Annotated in this window: 22 protein-coding genes and 1 tRNA gene; 7 read left to right on the top strand and 16 right to left on the bottom strand. The window is 63.1% G+C overall.

The features are described from left to right. Positions 1 to 399: 399 nt before the first annotated feature. From VEZ38_RS14205 to VEZ38_RS14190, 4 genes are all read right to left on the bottom strand, one after another. Positions 400 to 1173 carry a sporulation protein gene (locus VEZ38_RS14205; protein WP_324894492.1) on the bottom strand — a complete coding sequence of 258 codons (774 nt, stop codon included), beginning with the start codon at positions 1171 to 1173 and terminating at the stop codon, positions 400 to 402. Between the two features lie 335 nt (positions 1174 to 1508). After that, entirely contained in the window at positions 1509 to 2180 is a 672-nt protein-coding gene (locus tag VEZ38_RS14200) for a GNAT family N-acetyltransferase (RefSeq protein ID WP_324894490.1), read from the bottom strand. A gap of 27 nt (positions 2181 to 2207) precedes the next feature. Next, the gene (locus VEZ38_RS14195) at positions 2208 to 2834 is read right to left on the bottom strand and encodes a GNAT family N-acetyltransferase (protein ID WP_324894494.1); all 627 of its coding nucleotides are present in this window, start codon (positions 2832 to 2834) and stop codon (positions 2208 to 2210) included. 124 nt (positions 2835 to 2958) lie between these two features. Next, entirely contained in the window at positions 2959 to 3816 is an 858-nt protein-coding gene (locus VEZ38_RS14190) for a carbon-nitrogen hydrolase family protein (protein WP_324894488.1), read from the bottom strand. A gap of 120 nt (positions 3817 to 3936) precedes the next feature. Between VEZ38_RS14190 and VEZ38_RS14185 the strand changes: the two genes are divergently transcribed. Further along, the gene (locus VEZ38_RS14185) at positions 3937 to 4497 is read left to right on the top strand and encodes a CBO0543 family protein (RefSeq protein WP_324894486.1); all 561 of its coding nucleotides are present in this window, start codon (positions 3937 to 3939) and stop codon (positions 4495 to 4497) included. Between the two features lie 141 nt (positions 4498 to 4638). After that, positions 4639 to 5058: a hypothetical protein gene (locus VEZ38_RS14180; RefSeq protein ID WP_324894484.1), complete on the top strand. Its 420-nt coding sequence runs from the start codon at positions 4639 to 4641 to the stop codon at positions 5056 to 5058. A gap of 5 nt (positions 5059 to 5063) precedes the next feature. On the opposite strand, the gene VEZ38_RS14175 is transcribed toward VEZ38_RS14180, so the two are convergent. After that, positions 5064 to 5741, bottom strand: a complete 678-nt coding sequence (locus VEZ38_RS14175) for a uracil-DNA glycosylase (RefSeq protein ID WP_324894482.1) — start codon at positions 5739 to 5741, stop codon at positions 5064 to 5066. A 16-nt stretch (positions 5742 to 5757) separates the two neighbouring features. Continuing rightward, complete coding sequence (locus VEZ38_RS14170; protein WP_324894480.1) at positions 5758 to 5913, bottom strand: hypothetical protein; 156 nt, start codon at positions 5911 to 5913, stop codon at positions 5758 to 5760. Between the two features lie 249 nt (positions 5914 to 6162). On the opposite strand from VEZ38_RS14170, the gene VEZ38_RS14165 reads away from it, so the two are divergent. Continuing rightward, positions 6163 to 6822 carry an HAD family hydrolase gene (locus VEZ38_RS14165; RefSeq protein WP_324894478.1) on the top strand — a complete coding sequence of 220 codons (660 nt, stop codon included), beginning with the start codon at positions 6163 to 6165 and terminating at the stop codon, positions 6820 to 6822. Between the two features lie 115 nt (positions 6823 to 6937). Here the strand turns inward: VEZ38_RS14165 and VEZ38_RS14160 are convergent. The 5 genes from VEZ38_RS14160 to VEZ38_RS14140 all read right to left on the bottom strand — a co-directional run bounded on the left by VEZ38_RS14160 (position 6938) and on the right by VEZ38_RS14140 (position 9642). Beyond that, positions 6938 to 7013: transfer RNA gene (locus tag VEZ38_RS14160), tRNA-Thr, on the bottom strand. 81 nt (positions 7014 to 7094) lie between these two features. Beyond that, the gene (locus tag VEZ38_RS14155) at positions 7095 to 7529 is read right to left on the bottom strand and encodes a DUF350 domain-containing protein (RefSeq protein ID WP_324894476.1); all 435 of its coding nucleotides are present in this window, start codon (positions 7527 to 7529) and stop codon (positions 7095 to 7097) included. A gap of 24 nt (positions 7530 to 7553) precedes the next feature. Beyond that, positions 7554 to 8831 (bottom strand): glutathionylspermidine synthase family protein, encoded by a 1278-nt coding sequence (locus tag VEZ38_RS14150; RefSeq protein ID WP_324894474.1) that lies wholly within the window; start codon positions 8829 to 8831, stop codon positions 7554 to 7556. A gap of 5 nt (positions 8832 to 8836) precedes the next feature. Next, the gene (locus VEZ38_RS14145; RefSeq protein WP_324894472.1) at positions 8837 to 9145 is read right to left on the bottom strand and encodes a hypothetical protein; all 309 of its coding nucleotides are present in this window, start codon (positions 9143 to 9145) and stop codon (positions 8837 to 8839) included. Positions 9146 to 9177: 32 nt separating this feature from the next. Continuing rightward, the gene (locus tag VEZ38_RS14140) at positions 9178 to 9642 is read right to left on the bottom strand and encodes a hypothetical protein (protein WP_324894470.1); all 465 of its coding nucleotides are present in this window, start codon (positions 9640 to 9642) and stop codon (positions 9178 to 9180) included. Between the two features lie 246 nt (positions 9643 to 9888). On the opposite strand from VEZ38_RS14140, the gene VEZ38_RS14135 reads away from it, so the two are divergent. Next, positions 9889 to 10077: a hypothetical protein gene (locus VEZ38_RS14135; RefSeq protein ID WP_324894468.1), complete on the top strand. Its 189-nt coding sequence runs from the start codon at positions 9889 to 9891 to the stop codon at positions 10075 to 10077. A gap of 59 nt (positions 10078 to 10136) precedes the next feature. Here VEZ38_RS14135 and VEZ38_RS14130 read toward each other — a convergent pair whose 3' ends face one another. Genes VEZ38_RS14130 through VEZ38_RS14110 form a run of 5 tightly spaced genes read right to left on the bottom strand, consistent with a single transcriptional unit; the run spans position 10137 to position 13836 of the window. Beyond that, positions 10137 to 10934, bottom strand: a complete 798-nt coding sequence (locus tag VEZ38_RS14130) for a TatD family hydrolase (RefSeq protein ID WP_324894466.1) — start codon at positions 10932 to 10934, stop codon at positions 10137 to 10139. Further along, positions 10931 to 11728, bottom strand: a complete 798-nt coding sequence (locus tag VEZ38_RS14125; protein ID WP_324894464.1) for an ABC transporter ATP-binding protein — start codon at positions 11726 to 11728, stop codon at positions 10931 to 10933. The genes VEZ38_RS14130 and VEZ38_RS14125 overlap by 4 nt, the downstream gene beginning before the upstream one ends. Before the next feature lie 20 nt (positions 11729 to 11748). Next, entirely contained in the window at positions 11749 to 12507 is a 759-nt protein-coding gene (locus VEZ38_RS14120) for an ABC transporter permease (RefSeq protein WP_324894462.1), read from the bottom strand. Further along, positions 12504 to 12803, bottom strand: a complete 300-nt coding sequence (locus tag VEZ38_RS14115) for an MTH1187 family thiamine-binding protein (protein ID WP_324894460.1) — start codon at positions 12801 to 12803, stop codon at positions 12504 to 12506. The genes VEZ38_RS14120 and VEZ38_RS14115 overlap by 4 nt, the downstream gene beginning before the upstream one ends. Before the next feature lie 25 nt (positions 12804 to 12828). Further along, a complete protein-coding gene (locus VEZ38_RS14110) occupies positions 12829 to 13836 on the bottom strand; it encodes an ABC transporter substrate-binding protein (protein ID WP_324894458.1) in 1008 nt (335 codons plus the stop codon). 387 nt (positions 13837 to 14223) lie between these two features. Between VEZ38_RS14110 and VEZ38_RS14105 the strand changes: the two genes are divergently transcribed. From VEZ38_RS14105 to VEZ38_RS14095, 3 genes are all read left to right on the top strand, one after another. Next, positions 14224 to 14835: a DUF975 family protein gene (locus VEZ38_RS14105; protein WP_324894456.1), complete on the top strand. Its 612-nt coding sequence runs from the start codon at positions 14224 to 14226 to the stop codon at positions 14833 to 14835. A gap of 156 nt (positions 14836 to 14991) precedes the next feature. Further along, positions 14992 to 15465 (top strand): ribonuclease H-like YkuK family protein, encoded by a 474-nt coding sequence (locus VEZ38_RS14100; RefSeq protein WP_324894454.1) that lies wholly within the window; start codon positions 14992 to 14994, stop codon positions 15463 to 15465. 119 nt (positions 15466 to 15584) lie between these two features. Then, the gene (locus tag VEZ38_RS14095; RefSeq protein WP_324894452.1) at positions 15585 to 15890 is read left to right on the top strand and encodes a hypothetical protein; all 306 of its coding nucleotides are present in this window, start codon (positions 15585 to 15587) and stop codon (positions 15888 to 15890) included. Positions 15891 to 15973: the final 83 nt, after the last annotated feature.

Here is a 15973-nt window from a genome sequence, read left to right as displayed (position 1 = left end):
AGCCCCGCGTCGCACCCGTACTCGCACCCCATGGCCCCGCAGCCCCTGGCGCCCTCGACGACCCCAACGTACAAGTGGGAACACCCTTCCCTCTTTCGCGGTACAGCGTTCTCTCTTTCCGGGTACACCTTTCCCACTTTCCGCATCGCGCCGTACCCGGCACCCCAAGGCTTCGTAGCCCCGCGTCGCACCCGTACTCGCACCCCATGGCCCCGCAGCCCCTGGCGCCCTCGACGACCCCAACGTACAAGTGGGAACACCCTTCCCTCTTTCGCGGTACAGCGTTCCCTCTTTCCGGGTACACCTTTCCCACTTTCCGGGCCCGGCCGTCGCAAGAAACAAAAAACGCCCTCCACCGAAAGAAATTCGGTGAAGGGCGCGCTCGGTGTAGGGCAAGCTTTAGGCGTAGCGTCGAATTACGGCGTCGATCTGCGCAGCGACGGCGCTCGGACCGCGCGCGATCGTGGAGGCGTCGATGGAACAACGAACGTTCGTCTCGTCCATCTCCATCGCTTCGGCGAACAGCCCGGCGAGGCCGCGCGCCCGGCGATCGACCTGAAGGAACAGGTTGACGGAGGACGGCTGCGGCGACATGATGACTTCCAGTTCGTCGAGACGGCCGCGATACGCGCCGGATACTGGCACGAACTCGAGCTCCTGTACGAACGAACCGTAGCCGAAGCGCGGCGCGTATTCGCAGTCGGCGTTGCGCAGACGGAAGCCCAACTCGTTCACAGCGTCGATAACCGCGCGCATCGCGGCGTTGGGCACGACCTCGATCTTATCGGCGTCCGTCGGATCGACCGCGCTCTTAATGTCGAGCCCGGTTTGCAGCCACACCGGCGTACGGCCGACCGTGAGCGGCGTCGACAAGGGAAGGGCGAACGAGAACGGTATTTCCTTCGTCTCGCCCGGCGCGATGCGGAACGGCTCGGAGACGCGCATCTTCGAAATCTCGGCGTTCTGGTACACTTTTCGGTCATCGACTTCCTTCACATATTGCGTCATGACCGAAATATAGATCGTATCGACCTGTTGCTCCACATTGCCGCCCTTCACCTTCACGACGCCGGAGAGCGTCTCGCCCGGCTCGTAGCGCGACTTCTCGAGCAACGTGTCCACCTGCGCCGCACCGATCCCGATGCTGGCCATCATCCGATTAAAAAACGACATATCTACCGTCCTCCTATGTACGTTGAGTGCAATCTACTCCTAATACGCGAAAACCTAGAGGAAGGTTCCCGCTCCCACAACGCGCCCAACTCAGTTACCGGGGTTCTCCGCCGACTGCGCCGCATTCCGCCGATTTCCCTGCTAGTTACCGAATTTCTCCGCCGACTGCGCCGCATTCCGCCGACTCCCCGCTTGTTACCCGTTGCGAAACGGGGCGCAGGGAAAACGCGCTCTCCGCGAATTCGCCGGCAGGCACGGGTCTCCCTCCGGGCGCTCGCAGCGACGACCCCAGACCGCCGCAACGGCTTACAGCAGCTTACAACGGCTTACACGACTTACAGCGGCAGCAGCGGCACCGCGTCGCGGCGCTCGACCGCCTCGACCATTTCGAGCCAGGCAGCCGGCTTCGGATTCAAAATCTCGTAGTACGTCCGCAGGAAACGGCCGATCAACGCGCCCGGCACCGCCTCCATCGACTCGTCCGCGGACAGAAAGCCAAGGTTCAACCCGCCGACCGCCTCGCCGTCGCCCTGCCAGGACGGGTGGACATAGTCCATGTCCAACCGGCGATAGCCGAGATGCGCCAGCACCTCGCGCCGCACGTACGGGTTCATCGGCTTCACGCCGCCGAAGCCGAGATCCTCGACCGCGTACGGGTTATAAATTTCCGCGAACATGCCGAGCATCGGTCCCGACGTGCGCGCCACCCAAGCCGCCAAATCCGCCGCCCGATGCTTCACCAGGAACGGCCCGATGCCGAGCCCCTCGCGCCCGATGATCGTAAAGTCCGTCATGGCGACGCGCATGTCCGGGTAGTAGCGGTACTCCGTCGCGCCGACGACCTCGCCCTCGTGCACGGCGACGTAGACGCGTAAGCCCTGATCCTTCAGCGGCTCCTCCCAAAGCGAAAATTCCAACACCTCTTCCGGCGGGAAAATGGTCCCCATCAACGCATGCATCTTCGCGAACAACGGGTCCTGAATGCTCTCGATCCGTACATATTCCATCGGGTCTCTTCCACTCCTTATGTCAGGTCACGGCCGCAGGAACGGATTTTTCCACTCCATCAGCAGCGCGTAATTCCGCGATTCCTCGTCGTCCAAATAATTCGGCGCCACGCGCACCGGCGTCCGCCCGCAGCGCAGCAAGAACGTAATGACCGGATCCTTCAGCCGGCCGGCGACGACCGCCGCGGCGTATTCCTCGGCCGTCATCGTATCCGCATAGCGGTGATAGCCCGACATGCGTCCGCCGCCCAGCAGCCTCGCAAGGCGACGCTCCACCACCAGATGGTACATCGCGAACGCCATCGCCTTGCCGAAGCCGTAGGACCGGTACGCCGGACGGACGCTCACGTCGACGATGTACAGCGTATCGCCGGACGGGTCGTGCGTCGAGATCGAGCCTTCCCCGGTCGTCTCCGCCCACGTATGTACCGCTTCGGCCGGATCGTACCGGACGATCAGCGCCGTCATTGAGCCGACCAGCGTCCCGCCGGCCTCGACGCAAATCGCCCCTTCCGGGAAGAGGCGCACATGCGAAGCCAGCTGCTCCTTCGTCCACCACAGCTCGGAAGGGAACGGCGGCGGAAAGCATTCCCGCTGAATGTCGATCAACGCGTCGAAGTCGGCCGGGACGTAATTGCGGATGACGGCGTTCATCGGCCGCCCTTCCCGGTCGAAGGCGACGTACTCCGAACGGTAGGAACCCGTGCCCTCTTTCGCCGTGCCCGTACCCGCGTTCGCCGTGCCCCTGCCCGCGCCCTTGCTCGTCATGCCGCTCGCCTCACTTCCAGTCGGTGTACAAGTCCGTGCGCCGGTCGCGCCACGTCGTGACGCTGCCGCGCTCGCGCACTTCGTACAGCAGCGAAAAATCCAAATCCGCCGTCACGATCATATCGTCGTTCACGACGCCCTCGGCGAGCACGCCCGCCGGCGGGAACGGAATGTCGTTCGGCGACAAAATCGCCGATTGCCCGTAATTCAGCCGCATAAAATCGACCGTCGGCAAACTTCCCACCGTGCTGGCGGTAACGACGTAAATTTGATTCTCGATCGTACGCGCATGGCTCGTATACCGCACGCGATGGAAGCCGTGCCGGTCGTCCGTGCAGGAAGGACAGAAGACGACGTCCGCCCCGCGCGCCTTCGCCATCCGGACGATCTCCGGAAACTCGATATCGTAGCACGTCAGCATCGCGATCGTGCCTTTCGGCGTCTCGAACACCTGGAAGCTGTCGCCGCCGCGCACGTTCCACTCCGTCACCTCGGTCGGCGTAATATGCAGTTTCGGCTGCTCGCCGACGAAGCCGTCCGGCGTAAACAAATGCGCCGTATTATACAAAAAGCCCCCGCGCTCGATCACATGCGTGCCGGCGATGATATGCATGCCGCTCTCGCGGGCGAGCCGCGCAAACAACTCCCGATACGCCTCCGTATACGTCGGCAGCTTCTCGATCCCGTTCGGGGAGCCGTCCGCGTTCGGAATCGACAGCAGCTGCGTCGTGAAAAATTCCGGAAACAGCAAAAACTCCGTCCCGAACTCCTGCGCGGTCTTGACGTAATGCTCGACCTGCGCCCGGAAGTCGTCGAAGCTCTGGATCGTGTGCAAATGGTACTGTACGCTGGAAACTCTCATTTTCATATCCGTCACCTCTCTCCCTGCAGTCCCCACCATTGTATCAAAGTTCGACTAAGGAAGCACCCGACGGCGCATCCTATGCTGGAGGGGTTAGGAGAACCAACCAATCGCGGAGGTGCGGCGATGGATGCCAACGACGAATTGCTCCGAAGATCTCAGCAATTGCAATTGCAGGTTACGGAAGCGCGAGAGGCTTACTTTTTCAACGAAGTAATCTTCTCTTACCAATGGTTCTTACTCTTGGGAACGTTGATCGCCTCGTACTGGATATTCTGGCGACTGGTCGACCGGGGCCGGCTACAGCCGATCCTGCTGGTCGGGCTGCTCGTCTTCGGCATCTCGCTGGCGGCCGACGTCATCGGCGGGAGCTACATGCTGTGGGATTACCCCCGCATGGCGATGCCCTGGGGGCCGCGGCTCATCTCCGCCGATCTCATCATCCCGGTGGGATATATGCTCATTTACCAATGGGCGAGGGGGTGGCGGCCGTTCTTCGTCTGCTGCGTCGCCCTTGGAGCGGTATACGCCTTCGTCCTGGAGCCGCTGGCGATCGCCGTGGAAATTTACGAGGTGTTCGCTTGGCGTTTCATATACTCCTTCCCGATTTTCGTCGGTATCGGCCTGCTCGCCAAAGGGGCCGCGGACGCCGCCGAACGGACGCAACGCAGCGAAAGCGCCGCCTGAGCCGAATGCCGGCCCGGGGGCGCTTTTTCGTTACTTAAGGAGGGCATATCCCAAGGACAAGGCCGAATACAATGAGAGTACATAGGGATGAAAAACATCCGTTGCAGATGCTCGAAGCTTTCGCAGGGGGAGGGACGGCGCATGTTCGAAGCCTTGTTTCCGGGCGGCGGGTTGGACGGGGCGGCCGGGGCGCTCGAGCGGTGGTTTTGGCCGATCGCAGTAGCGGCGGTGTTGTACGGCGCATGGAGATCGCACTGGCGAAGCCGTTACGCGCGCAGGATGCGGCAGACGTTCGAGGTCGCGAATCTGTTCGTCAAGCCGAAGAAGGATAAGCTGTTTCCGCAGCTGCTGACGCTTACGGCGACCGAGGACGACTTGTTCTATGTGTTTCGGTACCGGCTGCGGCCGGGCATGTCGGTGCCCCAGTTCGAGGAGAAGAAGAAAATCATCGAGGCGGCGTTCCATGCGGAGACGAAGGTGTTCGGCAAGGGCGGCGTCGTGACCATCAAGGTGAAAAAGCAGCCCCACCCGCTCTCCCCGACGGAGACGAGCGGGTCGTAGCCTGCTTACGGCCGGCCGGGCAGCGTCCAGTCGATCGGCGCGCGGCCTTGAGCGGTCAGCCACGCGTTGACGCGCGAGAACGGCTTGCTGCCGAAGAAGCCTCGGTGCGCAGAAAGCGGGCTCGGATGCGGGGAGCGCAGCACCAGGTGCTTGCGGGCGTCGATGCCCGCCCCCTTCGCCTGCGCATGGCTGCCCCACAAGACGAACGCCAGCGGCGTCTCTCTCGCGTTCAGCCGGGCGACGACGGCGTCCGTGAACGTCTCCCAGCCTTGCCCCTTATGGGAATTCGGCTCGCCCTCCCGTACGGTCAGCACCGCGTTCAGCAGCAATACGCCCTGCTCGGCCCAAGGCGTCAGGCAGCCCTGCGTCGGAATGGGCGTTCCCAAATCGTCTCGCATCTCCTTGAAAATGTTCAACAGCGACGGCGGCAGCGGCACGCCGGGCTTAACGGAAAAGCTAAGCCCGTGCGCCTGCCCGGGGCCGTGGTACGGGTCTTGTCCGAGGATGACCACGCTCGCGGCCTCGTACGGCGTCGCGTGCAGCGCGTTAAAGATGTCGGCCGGCTCGGGGTAGACCCGATGCGCGCCGTACTCGGACTTGAGAAACGCGCGAAGCCGCTTATAATACGGCAGCTCGAATTGTTCGCCGACTTGCTCGAGCCAGTCGTTGCGCAAGATCGTCATCGCCCCGCGCCTCCTCCTACTCTAAAAATACCGGCGTGCCGGTCCATTCCCACAGCCACGTCCCGAGCGTCCCCGCCACGGCGACCGTCGCGACGAACCATAGCGCGCGCCTTAACCACTTCTTTCGGCGCTCCCGAATGCGCCGCCGCTCGTCCGATCTCGACATCGTCATGGTCCTCACCTGCCTTCTTCTTCGGCTTGCGCGCTTCCCGCCCGGCCGGCGGCCGCCGGGAGAGCCCCGGCATATAATTTCACGCCGCCGTTATGGTAAAATGCCGATATACGCGCGGCCTCGCCCTCGCTCACGCTCGTCCGCCGCAACGGGCAAAGATTCAATGTGTGTATACTTTATCATCCAAACCGAACGAGGGAAAGAGGATCGCGATCATTTTTTCCTACGAAACCCAAGGAGGCTTCCCCTTTGATTCAAGCCGTAATATTCGACTTCGACGGAACGATTCTGGACACCGAGTCCGTATGGTACGACAGCTATCGGGAAGCCGCCGGCGCGCACCGGATCGACTTGCCGCTCGCGATTTTCGCGCAGGGGGTCGGCACGTACGACGACGCCATGTTCCGGTATCTCCGCGAGCAGGCCGGGTCGGACGAAGCGCTCGAGCAGATCAAGAGCAATGCCCATCGGCTCCACACGACGAAAACCTCCGGCCTGCAGCCGCGGGAAGGCGTCGTCGCGTATCTCGAGGACGCGAAGCGGCTCGGCCTGCGCATCGGGCTCGCCACGAGCAGTCCGCGCTCCTGGGTGGAGCCCTTCCTCGCGACGCACGGGCTGCGCGACTATTTCGAGACGCTTTGCACATCCGACGACGTCGAGCGGGTGAAGCCCGATCCCGCGCTGTACCGGCTCGCGGTCGAGCGGCTCGGCGTAACGCCGGAGCGGGCGCTCGCGTTCGAGGATTCCGCGAACGGCGCCCGCGCCGCGGCGTCCGCCGGCGTGCGCTGCGTCGTCATCCCGAATCCGATGACGGAAGCGCTCGTCTTCGAGCGGTACGACGTCCGGCTCGCCTCGTTCGAGGAGATGACGCTCGAACGGCTGCTGCAACGGCTGAACGCCCAAGCGTAAGTCCGCCGCGCCGGGCGCCGCGTTCGGCGGACGTCCGGGCGACGTTCGTCGGGGGAAAAACATAAAAAAGCGCGGTACCGAACGAGTCGGAACCGCGCTGTCGCTTATAAAGGAATGGTGCTGATGAAGGGATTCGAACCCCCGACCTACGCATTACGAATGCGTTGCTCTACCAGCTGAGCTACATCAGCGAATCTCGAAGTCAACGAGATTTATTATATCCGGGATTCGGAACAAATGCAACCCCTATATTCAAAGTTTTTTCCCAACGGTCAATAGCTGATCAACGCCGCCAGCAGCAGGCCCGTAGCGATGCTGAGGCGCGAGGCGAACAGGCCGACGGAGACGTTGCCCTTCGGAATTTCGCTTACGACGCGGAACGGCGTCAGCCACTCGAACACGTAAAACACCCCGACCTGGAAGACGACGCCGATCAATCCCCACAGCGCCAAGTCCCATAGGCTCACCGCATGATACACCGCGGAGGCGAGGACGATGGCAAGCCCGATGATTTTCCCGCCGAGATCGTGCGCCGCCGCCTTCGCCGCGGCCGCCTTCGTCGGGTCGGACGCGTCGGCGCCTTCGCGAATGAGGGCGAACTCGTTGTACGGCGTCGTCAGCTGGAACACGAGGATGCCGACCGCCATGATCGGCACCGTCACGACTAAATACAAGAAAAAATTCGAAACGAACTCCCATTGACTCATGACCGTTACACGCTCCTTATTAAGTTACTCCTGCAGCGCCACCGGCGCGTAATACGCTTCGTTCCCGGTTATCGGGCCGCCGATGCGGGAAACGACCGCCGACGGCCGGCCGCCGACGAGGAAGGCGCCCCAGAGCAGCCTGCCGTCGACGTCGCCGCCCAGCGTCCGCACGCGCACGCGGGGCAATTCGACCCGCTGCTGGTACACGGCCGGCTGGTTCCAATACAGCGACGCGCCGTCGCGCGCCTCGGAGACGCCCGACGCGTCGAACAGCTCGACGGCGCCGCCTTCCCGTCCGAAGATCGGTTTGCGCACATAAGGCGCCGAACCGTGGAACACGTTATCCATGTACGTCGGCAGCATAAATTCCCCGATCGCCTCATGCTCCTCCTTCGTAAAGAAGGTGCGCTGCTCGTGCAGGCTCCAGATCAGCGCCTGCATCGCCTTCGTCTGCGCGATGAACGCGGACGGCGGATTGAGCACCGCGAGCTTGCGCCGCGAAATCAAATCCAACACATGCGCGCCGGTCGGGTATCCGTCTTCGTCGCGCTCCTCCGCCAGCTTCTCGAGCGCGTGCAACCGATACAGCAGATCGACCGGCGTATGCGTCTCGCCGTCGGCCTCCAGCACGCAAAGCCGATCCCGATACACCCGAAGGGACGACAACGGGACGAAGCGCCCGCCGATGCCGGCGGCTTCGAGCAGGTACCGCGTCGTCCCCGCGTCCTCTTCGTGCCAATCGAGCGCGGCGAAGACGATGCGGTCCTCTTCGATCCGGTAGCCGCTCTCCCGATAAGCGTCCAGGGCCGCGCCGAACGCCTCGCGGAGGCCCGACGCCATTCCCTCGTTCGGATCGAGCCGGCCCAGCGCTCGGCAGACGGCCCCGTTGACGCGGAACGCCTCGACGACGCTCGTCGGCGTATCGCTGTTCCATTCAAGCATCTTGACGCCGCCCGGCGTCTCCGCGAAGTCGAACCGCCCGACGACCGTCGCGGCTTGCAGCGGCATCGGCAGCCGGACCGCGCCGAACGTCGCCTCCGGCAGCCCGAGCTGCCGCAGCAGCGCGTCGTCCGCCTCGCGCACGACGGCCGTCACCTTCGCATAGACGCGGCCGAGCCGCTCCGACGCTTCCGCTAACGCGCGGCGCAGCCGATGCGACAGTCCGACCGGATCGGCCAGCGCGTACTCCTCGCCGTCGATCGTCTCCCAGGAAAACACCCCAGCCGACCGCAACGGCCCGTACAGCCGCTCCCGCTTCGCTTCGTACGTCTCGTCTTCCCGCTTCTCCACTACGCCGTCCATGCGGCTCACCCGCCGCTGCCCGACGAGCTGCCGATGCCGCCCTTGGAGGCCGCGACGCCTTTCGAGATGCCCGATTTCGGCTTCTTCTTGCCGTCGACGTCGATGTCGGCGAGCGAAGCGCGGTAAAACACCTTCCGCCCGTTGACATAATGCATGCCGTAGGAGCCGTCTCCGTCATCGTCGCAATACCCGTTCTCGTCGTCGTCGTAGCATTCGTCGGCGGCCAGCGCGCCGTCGGAGGAGCAGCCCGACACGGTCAACGCCGTCGCGAGAAACAAACCGGCCATCCGGCGCGTCTTTTGCGCTTCTATCATGTATTCCTTCCCCTCCCTCTGTAGCGGCGCCGTTAGCTCCCGTCGCCGGTCGCCCGCACCGCATAATACACATACACGCCTCGATCCTCATCCACTTCCGTAGACGATTTGTTCCACGCCAGCGCGTTCCACTCGAGCGCGTCCGCCTGCAGCAACAACAGCGCGTCGTCGTCGTCCGTATACCGGAACGTATGCAGCAGCGGATACGTCGACGCGTCTTCGCGAAACTCCCGCAGCTCGATGCGGATGCCGCCCCCGAGCGCGGCCGCCCCGGCGCCTTCCGGCACCGCGGCGCTTTCGTCCGCAGCCGAACGAACATAGATGACGTACAAGCCGCGCTGCAGCGCGCCGGACTGCTTCTCGTAGACGACGCCGTCCTTGACGAAATAATCGCAGGCGAACCGCATCGAAATTTCGTCTTTGTCGATGTGGTTGTAAACATACAGCAGCGGATGTCCCGCCGATGCGTCCGCCAACCTGTACTCCAACCGCGCCATAAGCGGTTCGCCTCCCTCGGGCTTTCGTTATGGTACATACGCGCCGCGCGCGTTTCGGTTTCTAGCACAACGTATTCGCCGCTCGCGCCGAATATCCCTTCCGAGGACGGGCCATACTTACAGGGAGACCATGGAAAAGGATGCGGACAAGCACCAAGGGATGCGCATTGACATACGATATAGTAAGCGCTATCATTTTATTAGATAGCTGAATTTTCAGATAACTTAGCCCGGGAGGGATGCGCAATGTTTTTCGAATCCGAGTACCGCCGGCAGGCCATGGAGAAGTGGCAGTCTTCCCGCGCGGAGACCGAACGGGAAATCGCCGAGGACTGGGCGAAGTCCCAGGCGCAGGCGAACAGCTTGCTCCAGCGGCTTCGCGGCCGTCTCCACTCCTTCTTCTCCTACGGTCGCTCCTATAATCGATACGAATAGCGTCTAGGACGCAGAAAGAAACGAAGGGCTGCGCCGTCGATCCCGACGGCGGCAGTCCTTTATTCATAACAGCGCCGCGCATTCCGCGCGAGCGTCTCGACGACCGTATCCTCCGGCAACCCCTTCGCGGCGGCGATCGCGCGCGCCACGTCCGCCGTCATCGCCGGATGCGTCTCCCGGCCGGCGTACGGGCCCTCGAACGGCCATGGGCCGTCCGTCTCGGCAAGCATCCGCTCGAGCGGCACGCGGGCAAGCAGCGGCCGCGTCTCCGGATCGTACAAGCAATCCGGGGTGAACGAGACGTACCATCCGCCGCGGACGATCCGCGCAAGCGTCTCGTCGTCGCCCTTAAACCAATGGAAATGCGCCCGCGCCGCGCCGTGCCGCTCGAGCGCGTCGCACGCCTTGCCCGCGTCCTCGTAGACGGCATGCAGCGCGATCGGCAGGCCGCGCCGCGCGGCGAAGGCGACGAAGCGGTCGAGCAGCGCCAAATAGGGCGCCTCGTCGAAGGCCCGGCCGGCCTCCGCCGCTTCTTGCCGCGAGTAATACGGCAGGCCGACCTCCCCGACGGCGAACCGTTCGCCGCGTTCGGCCCGCGCCTCCATCCACGCGAACAGCGCCTCCAAGGCGGCGGCGTCCGGCAGCGGCTGCTCCGGATGAAAGCCGTACGCGGGGAGGACGACGCCGGGGAACGACGCCGCCAGCGCGGCCGTCCGCTCGGACGACGCCAAATCCATGGACACCGCGACGAGGCGCCCGACGCCGGCCGACACGCTCTCCCCGACAAGGGAAGGAGCGCGCTCGCCGTACCGCTCCAGATGCACATGCGTATCCCAAACCATGCCGGCGCTCGTCATCCGCGCCCGCTCCCGGCGCGCAGCGTCTCGTAAATCCGCTTCTTCAGCGAGAGGAAGGCGGAATCCGACGTCACGGCCTCGTCGCGCGGCCGCCCGAACGGCACGTCGACGACGTCCGCCACCGTGGCGGGCCGGCCCGCGAGCACGTATACCCGGTCCGACAGCAGCAACGCCTCCTCGATGCTGTGCGTCACGAACAGGACGGAACGCCGGTTGTCTTCCCAAATCCGCAGAAGCCACTGCTGCATCTCGAGCCGCGTCAGCGCGTCCAGCGCGCCGAACGGCTCGTCGAGGCACATCAAGTCGCGCGGGCTGAGCAGCGCGCGCAGAAACGACGCCCGCTGCCGCATCCCGCCGGACAGCTGATGCGGCAGCGCCTCCTCATAGCCCCCTAAGCCGACGCGCTGCAGCCACTCCCGGGCGTCCCGGCGGGCGGCCGCCTTCGAGCGGCCGGCGATCTCCTGCGACAGCACGACGTTGTCGAGTATGCTGCGCCACGGGAACAAGCCGTCATGCTGCGGCATGTAGCTGATCAGCCCGCGCTCTCCCGTCACGTCGCGGCCGTCCAGCCACACCGAACCGGCCGACGGCTCGGTCAGCCCTCCGATCATGTAAAACAGCGTGCTCTTCCCGCTGCCGGACGGTCCGACGACCGAGACGAACTCCCGGTCGCGCACCGTTAAGTCGATGCCGTGCAGCACGTCGGCGGTTTGCCCGCCGATCCGATACGTCTTGGCGATCGACCGCAGCTCGAGCTTGTTAGCCGGCGTCTCGATCTCCGCCGCGTTCCCCATTCGTTTTCTCTCCCTTATCCTTACCGGTCGACATGCCAGCGAACGACCCGCCGCTCGACGGCGACGACCGAACCGAACATGAATAAGCTCAGCGTCGCGATGAACGCGATCGCCACGAACATGTTATCTACCTGATACCCGGACTTCATCAAATTCAAGTACACGCCGAGCCCCTTCTTCGCGCCGACCCACTCCGAAATGACTGCGCCAAGCACGCTATAAGCGGCGGACACCTTCAAGCCGGAAAACATCGACGGCAGCGACCACGGCAGTTCCAGCTTCAAGAACGTTTGCCAGCGGGTCGCTCCGGCCATCCGCATATACCCTACCATGGCCCGATCGGTGCGGGCAAGGCCGTCCAGCGTCGCGATCGCGATCGGGAAGAAGCAGACGAGCGTGAGCAGCGCGAGCTTCGGCAGCCAGCCGAAGCCGAACCAGACGACGAGCAGCGGCGCGAGCACGATCGTCGGCACGTTCTGCGATAAGATGAGCAGCGGCGCCAGCGCCCTGCGCAGCGAAGCGGACAGGTGCAGGGCGAACGCGACGAGCAGCCCGACGGCGGCGCCGATCGCGTAACCGATGACGGCGATGCCGAACGTCGACGCCGTATGGGAAAACACGAGCGGCGGATTTTCCAGGAACGCCGCCGCGACGGCGATCGGTCCCGGGAATAAATACGGCGGGAACCAGCCCGCCCGCACGACGCCCTCCCATACGAGCAGGAACGCAAGCGCCGCGGCGGCCGGAGGCCATGCGGCCCGGATCGCGGCGCCCCTCATGAGCGCGGGTATTTCGCCAGCAGGCGATCCATCGAGGCGCCGTCCGTCGGGTTGTACGCGATTTTGACTTGGGACACCACGCTCGGAGCCCCTAGACGAACCATCTCTTCGTTCATTCGCCTCACGACCTCCAGCAGCGCCGCGAGGTCCCCCTCCATCGTCGTCTCGAGCGGCCCGACCAAATAGGGCACGCCGGCGTCCTTGATGATGTCGATCGCGCGATCGACGTACGGGATGACGCTCTCCCCGTTCGGCGTCCTCGGCAAAATTTGAATGCTGACAAGCGCGTTAGCCATCGTTCCGTTCCCCCTCGACGCCGAATCAGTTCGGCAGAAATTCGTTCGTGAACGCCTTCGCGGCGTCGAACTCGCCTTCCATTAAGCCGTGCTCCGACATCCAAGCGGCGTAGTTTTCCCACACCTCTTGCTTCTGCACGCCCCAGCGCTCCGCGTCGTCGATATATTTCCCGCTGAGCCACTTCTGGCTCGCGACGACGAGCTCGCGGTCGAGCTCCGGCACGGCGGCCAGCAGCGCCTCCGCGCTCTCTTCCGGATGCGCAGCCGCGTACGTATAGCCTTTGGCCGTCGCGCGCATGAACTTCTCGACGAGCTCCGGCTCCTCGGCGATGCGCGCTTCGTTCGTGACGACGACCGGCGTATAATAATCCAGCTTCTCCGAGTAGTCGGTCAAGTACACGATATCGATCGGCTCCCCGCGCAGCTCGGACTCGATGCCGGTCCAGCCGTAGAAAATCCACGCGAAGTCGATGCCGTTCTCCTGCATCGTGAAGAAATCCGTGTTGCCGATGCTCATCATCTCGACCTTGGAGAAATCCGCTCCCGTCTCTTGCATGAGCGACTCGAGCATCGCGGACTCGACCGGCGAGCCCCACCCGCCGTACGTCTTGCCCTCGAAGTCCTTCGGCGACTTCAGCCCGACGGAGGCCGGCGCGGCGAAGCCGGAGGTGTTATGCTGAATGACCGCCGCGATCGAGACGAGCGGGAAGCCTTGCGTGCGGGCCAGCGTCACGTTCTCTTGCACGCTGATGCCGAATTCGACCTCGCCCGAGGCGACGACCGCGTCGCCGCCCGCGTCGCCCGGCTGCACGATGTCCACCTCCAGCCCTTCTTCCGCGTAGTAGCCCTCCGCTTGGGCGACGTACAAGCCCGTATGATTCGTATTCGGCGTCCAATCGAGCACGACCGTTACCTTGCGCGGCTCGTCCCCGCCGGCCGCTCCGCCCGGCTTCTCGGCCGCGCAGCCCGCCAGCATCGCCGTCGCGAGCGCGAGCGCCGCGAGGATCAATCGTTTTCCGACGAAGTTCTTCATCTGTTCTTCTCTCCCCCATGGTCTTGGTTTGTCCGTCGCCGTGCACAATGCCAAGAAAAAAGACCGCCCTCGGGCGCATCGATGGATGCATGCCAAAGGACGGTCGTCGCGTCAAAAAATCGCGGTTCTCTACGCTGGCATTACCCAGATCAGATTCACGGTCAGGAACACAAGGCTCCACTCTCAGCCGAACTTCATTCAGCCCCCGGTTTCCGTATGCGGTTGTCGGACAGAATCGAGTATAGAGCAACGTCCCCCTCTTGGCAAGCGGCGCCGCAAAAATAATCCCCCGTAAATTTCTAAAAAATGCCTTTTCACTGAGAAGCCCGCGATGGTAGAATGGTCAAGGATTTAAATTTAATGAGATTAACGAGAAGGAGCGTATCTATGTTCTCGATTTCGAACGTGCGCGCGTCGGCGCGCGACGCCCTGCGGGGCAACTGGGGCATGGGGATCTTAGTCTGCTTTCTGGCCAGTCTGATTTCCACCGTGATCTCGTACATTCCGGTGCTTGGCGTCGTCGTTGCGATTCTGATCGCCGGTCCGCTGATGTACGGCGTATACGCGTATTTCCTGAAAGTCGTCCGCGGCGAACGGGCGGAGCTCAGCGACATGTTTTCCGGGTTTCCGCTTTTCGGGGGGACGCTCGTACTGTACCTATTGCAGACGATCTTTATCCTGCTCTGGACGCTGCTGCTCATCGTTCCGGGCATCATCGCGTCGCTGCGATACGCCATGGCGTTCTTCATCATGTACGACAATCCCGGCATCTCGGCGCTCGACGCGATTCGTCAAAGCAAAGAGATGATGCAAGGGCATAAGCTCTCGCTGTTCCTCCTGCTGCTGAGCTTCATCGGATGGGCGCTGCTCTGCATCCTGACGCTCGGCATCGGCTTCCTCTGGCTGTACCCGTACGTGCAGGCGTCGCTTGCGGCGTTCTACGAAGAAATCAAGGCGCCTTCCTACGCGACCGTCCCCCACGAGACGCCGTCGATGTAATGTTCGAAGGAACGGGAAACCTCTCCGTTCTTTGCCGTGCCCCGCTTCCGCGGCTCGGCGAAGGGCTGGGAGGTTTTTTCATGGAGCGAATTTTCTGACAATAGGATATACTGAGAGGAAAAGACGCCCCCGAACTACGGAAAGGAGTGCAGCGCAATGCATTTTCAGAGTCCTTCGTCCGGTATGCTGTCCGTCGAGCAGATGATCCGTCACATCGAGTCGTATTTGGAGGAGGATCCGAAGGCGCCGCACAAAATCGTGATCGGCACCGATTCGCACACGACGCACCAGTCCACGACGTTCGTCACCGCCGTCGTCATTCATCGGGTCGGCAAGGGCGCGCGGTTTTACTTCCGCAAGCAGCGGGGGCGGCCGATGTTCGACCTCCGGCACCGCATCTACAAAGAGACGGAGCTGAGCCTCTCCCTCGTCGACGTGCTCAACGCGAAGGGCATGAGCCAGCTGCTGTCGGCCTGGCCGCTCGAGATCCATATCGATATCGGTCAGCAGGGGGAGACGAAGGCGCTGATCACCGAAATCAAGGGGTGGGTCACCTCCGTCGGCTACGTCGCGCGCATCAAGCCGGATTCGTTCGGAGCGAGCGCCGTGGCGGATCGGTTTACAAGCTAAGGTTTGGAAAATGTTTCTCCGCTCCTGCATACATCTTCCAATTCGGAGCATACTAGCTTTCGGGTCGCGCTACGCGCGCGGTTCCCCGAAAAATTAGGAATGACTCTAGGAGGGTAACGATGTACCAGTCGCAGACGAACCAGCTTTCCCAGCAATTCCAGCAAGTCGAGCAGCTTTGCCAGCAAGTGATTCAGCAAATCCAGCAGCACAACCACCTGTACGCGCAGATGGCGCAGCTGGAGCAGCAAAACGCGCAGCGCATCCAGCAGATGCTTCACGAGCACTATACGGCGATGAACCAGCTGCAGCAAGCGGTGCAGACGTGCCGCCAGCTCGAGAGCTCCGTTCGCCAGACGATGGGTTCGATCGCGACGCAAGCGCAATCCCAGCAGCCGAGCCAGTTCGGCCAAAGCTATTTCCAATAAGCTCTCTCGACGTTCTCGAAGCCTCCCGTTCCGACGGGGGGCTTCTTTTTGTCGCGTCCTCGCGGTCGACGTTCCGTTCCCTT

The sequence above is a fragment of the Paenibacillus sp. genome, assembly GCF_035645235.1.
In the GTDB taxonomy this organism is placed as follows: Bacteria; Bacillota; Bacilli; order Paenibacillales; family YIM-B00363; genus Paenibacillus_AE.
The sequence above is the reverse complement of the archived record's forward strand: the minus strand, read 5'-3'. Positions and strand labels throughout refer to the sequence as shown.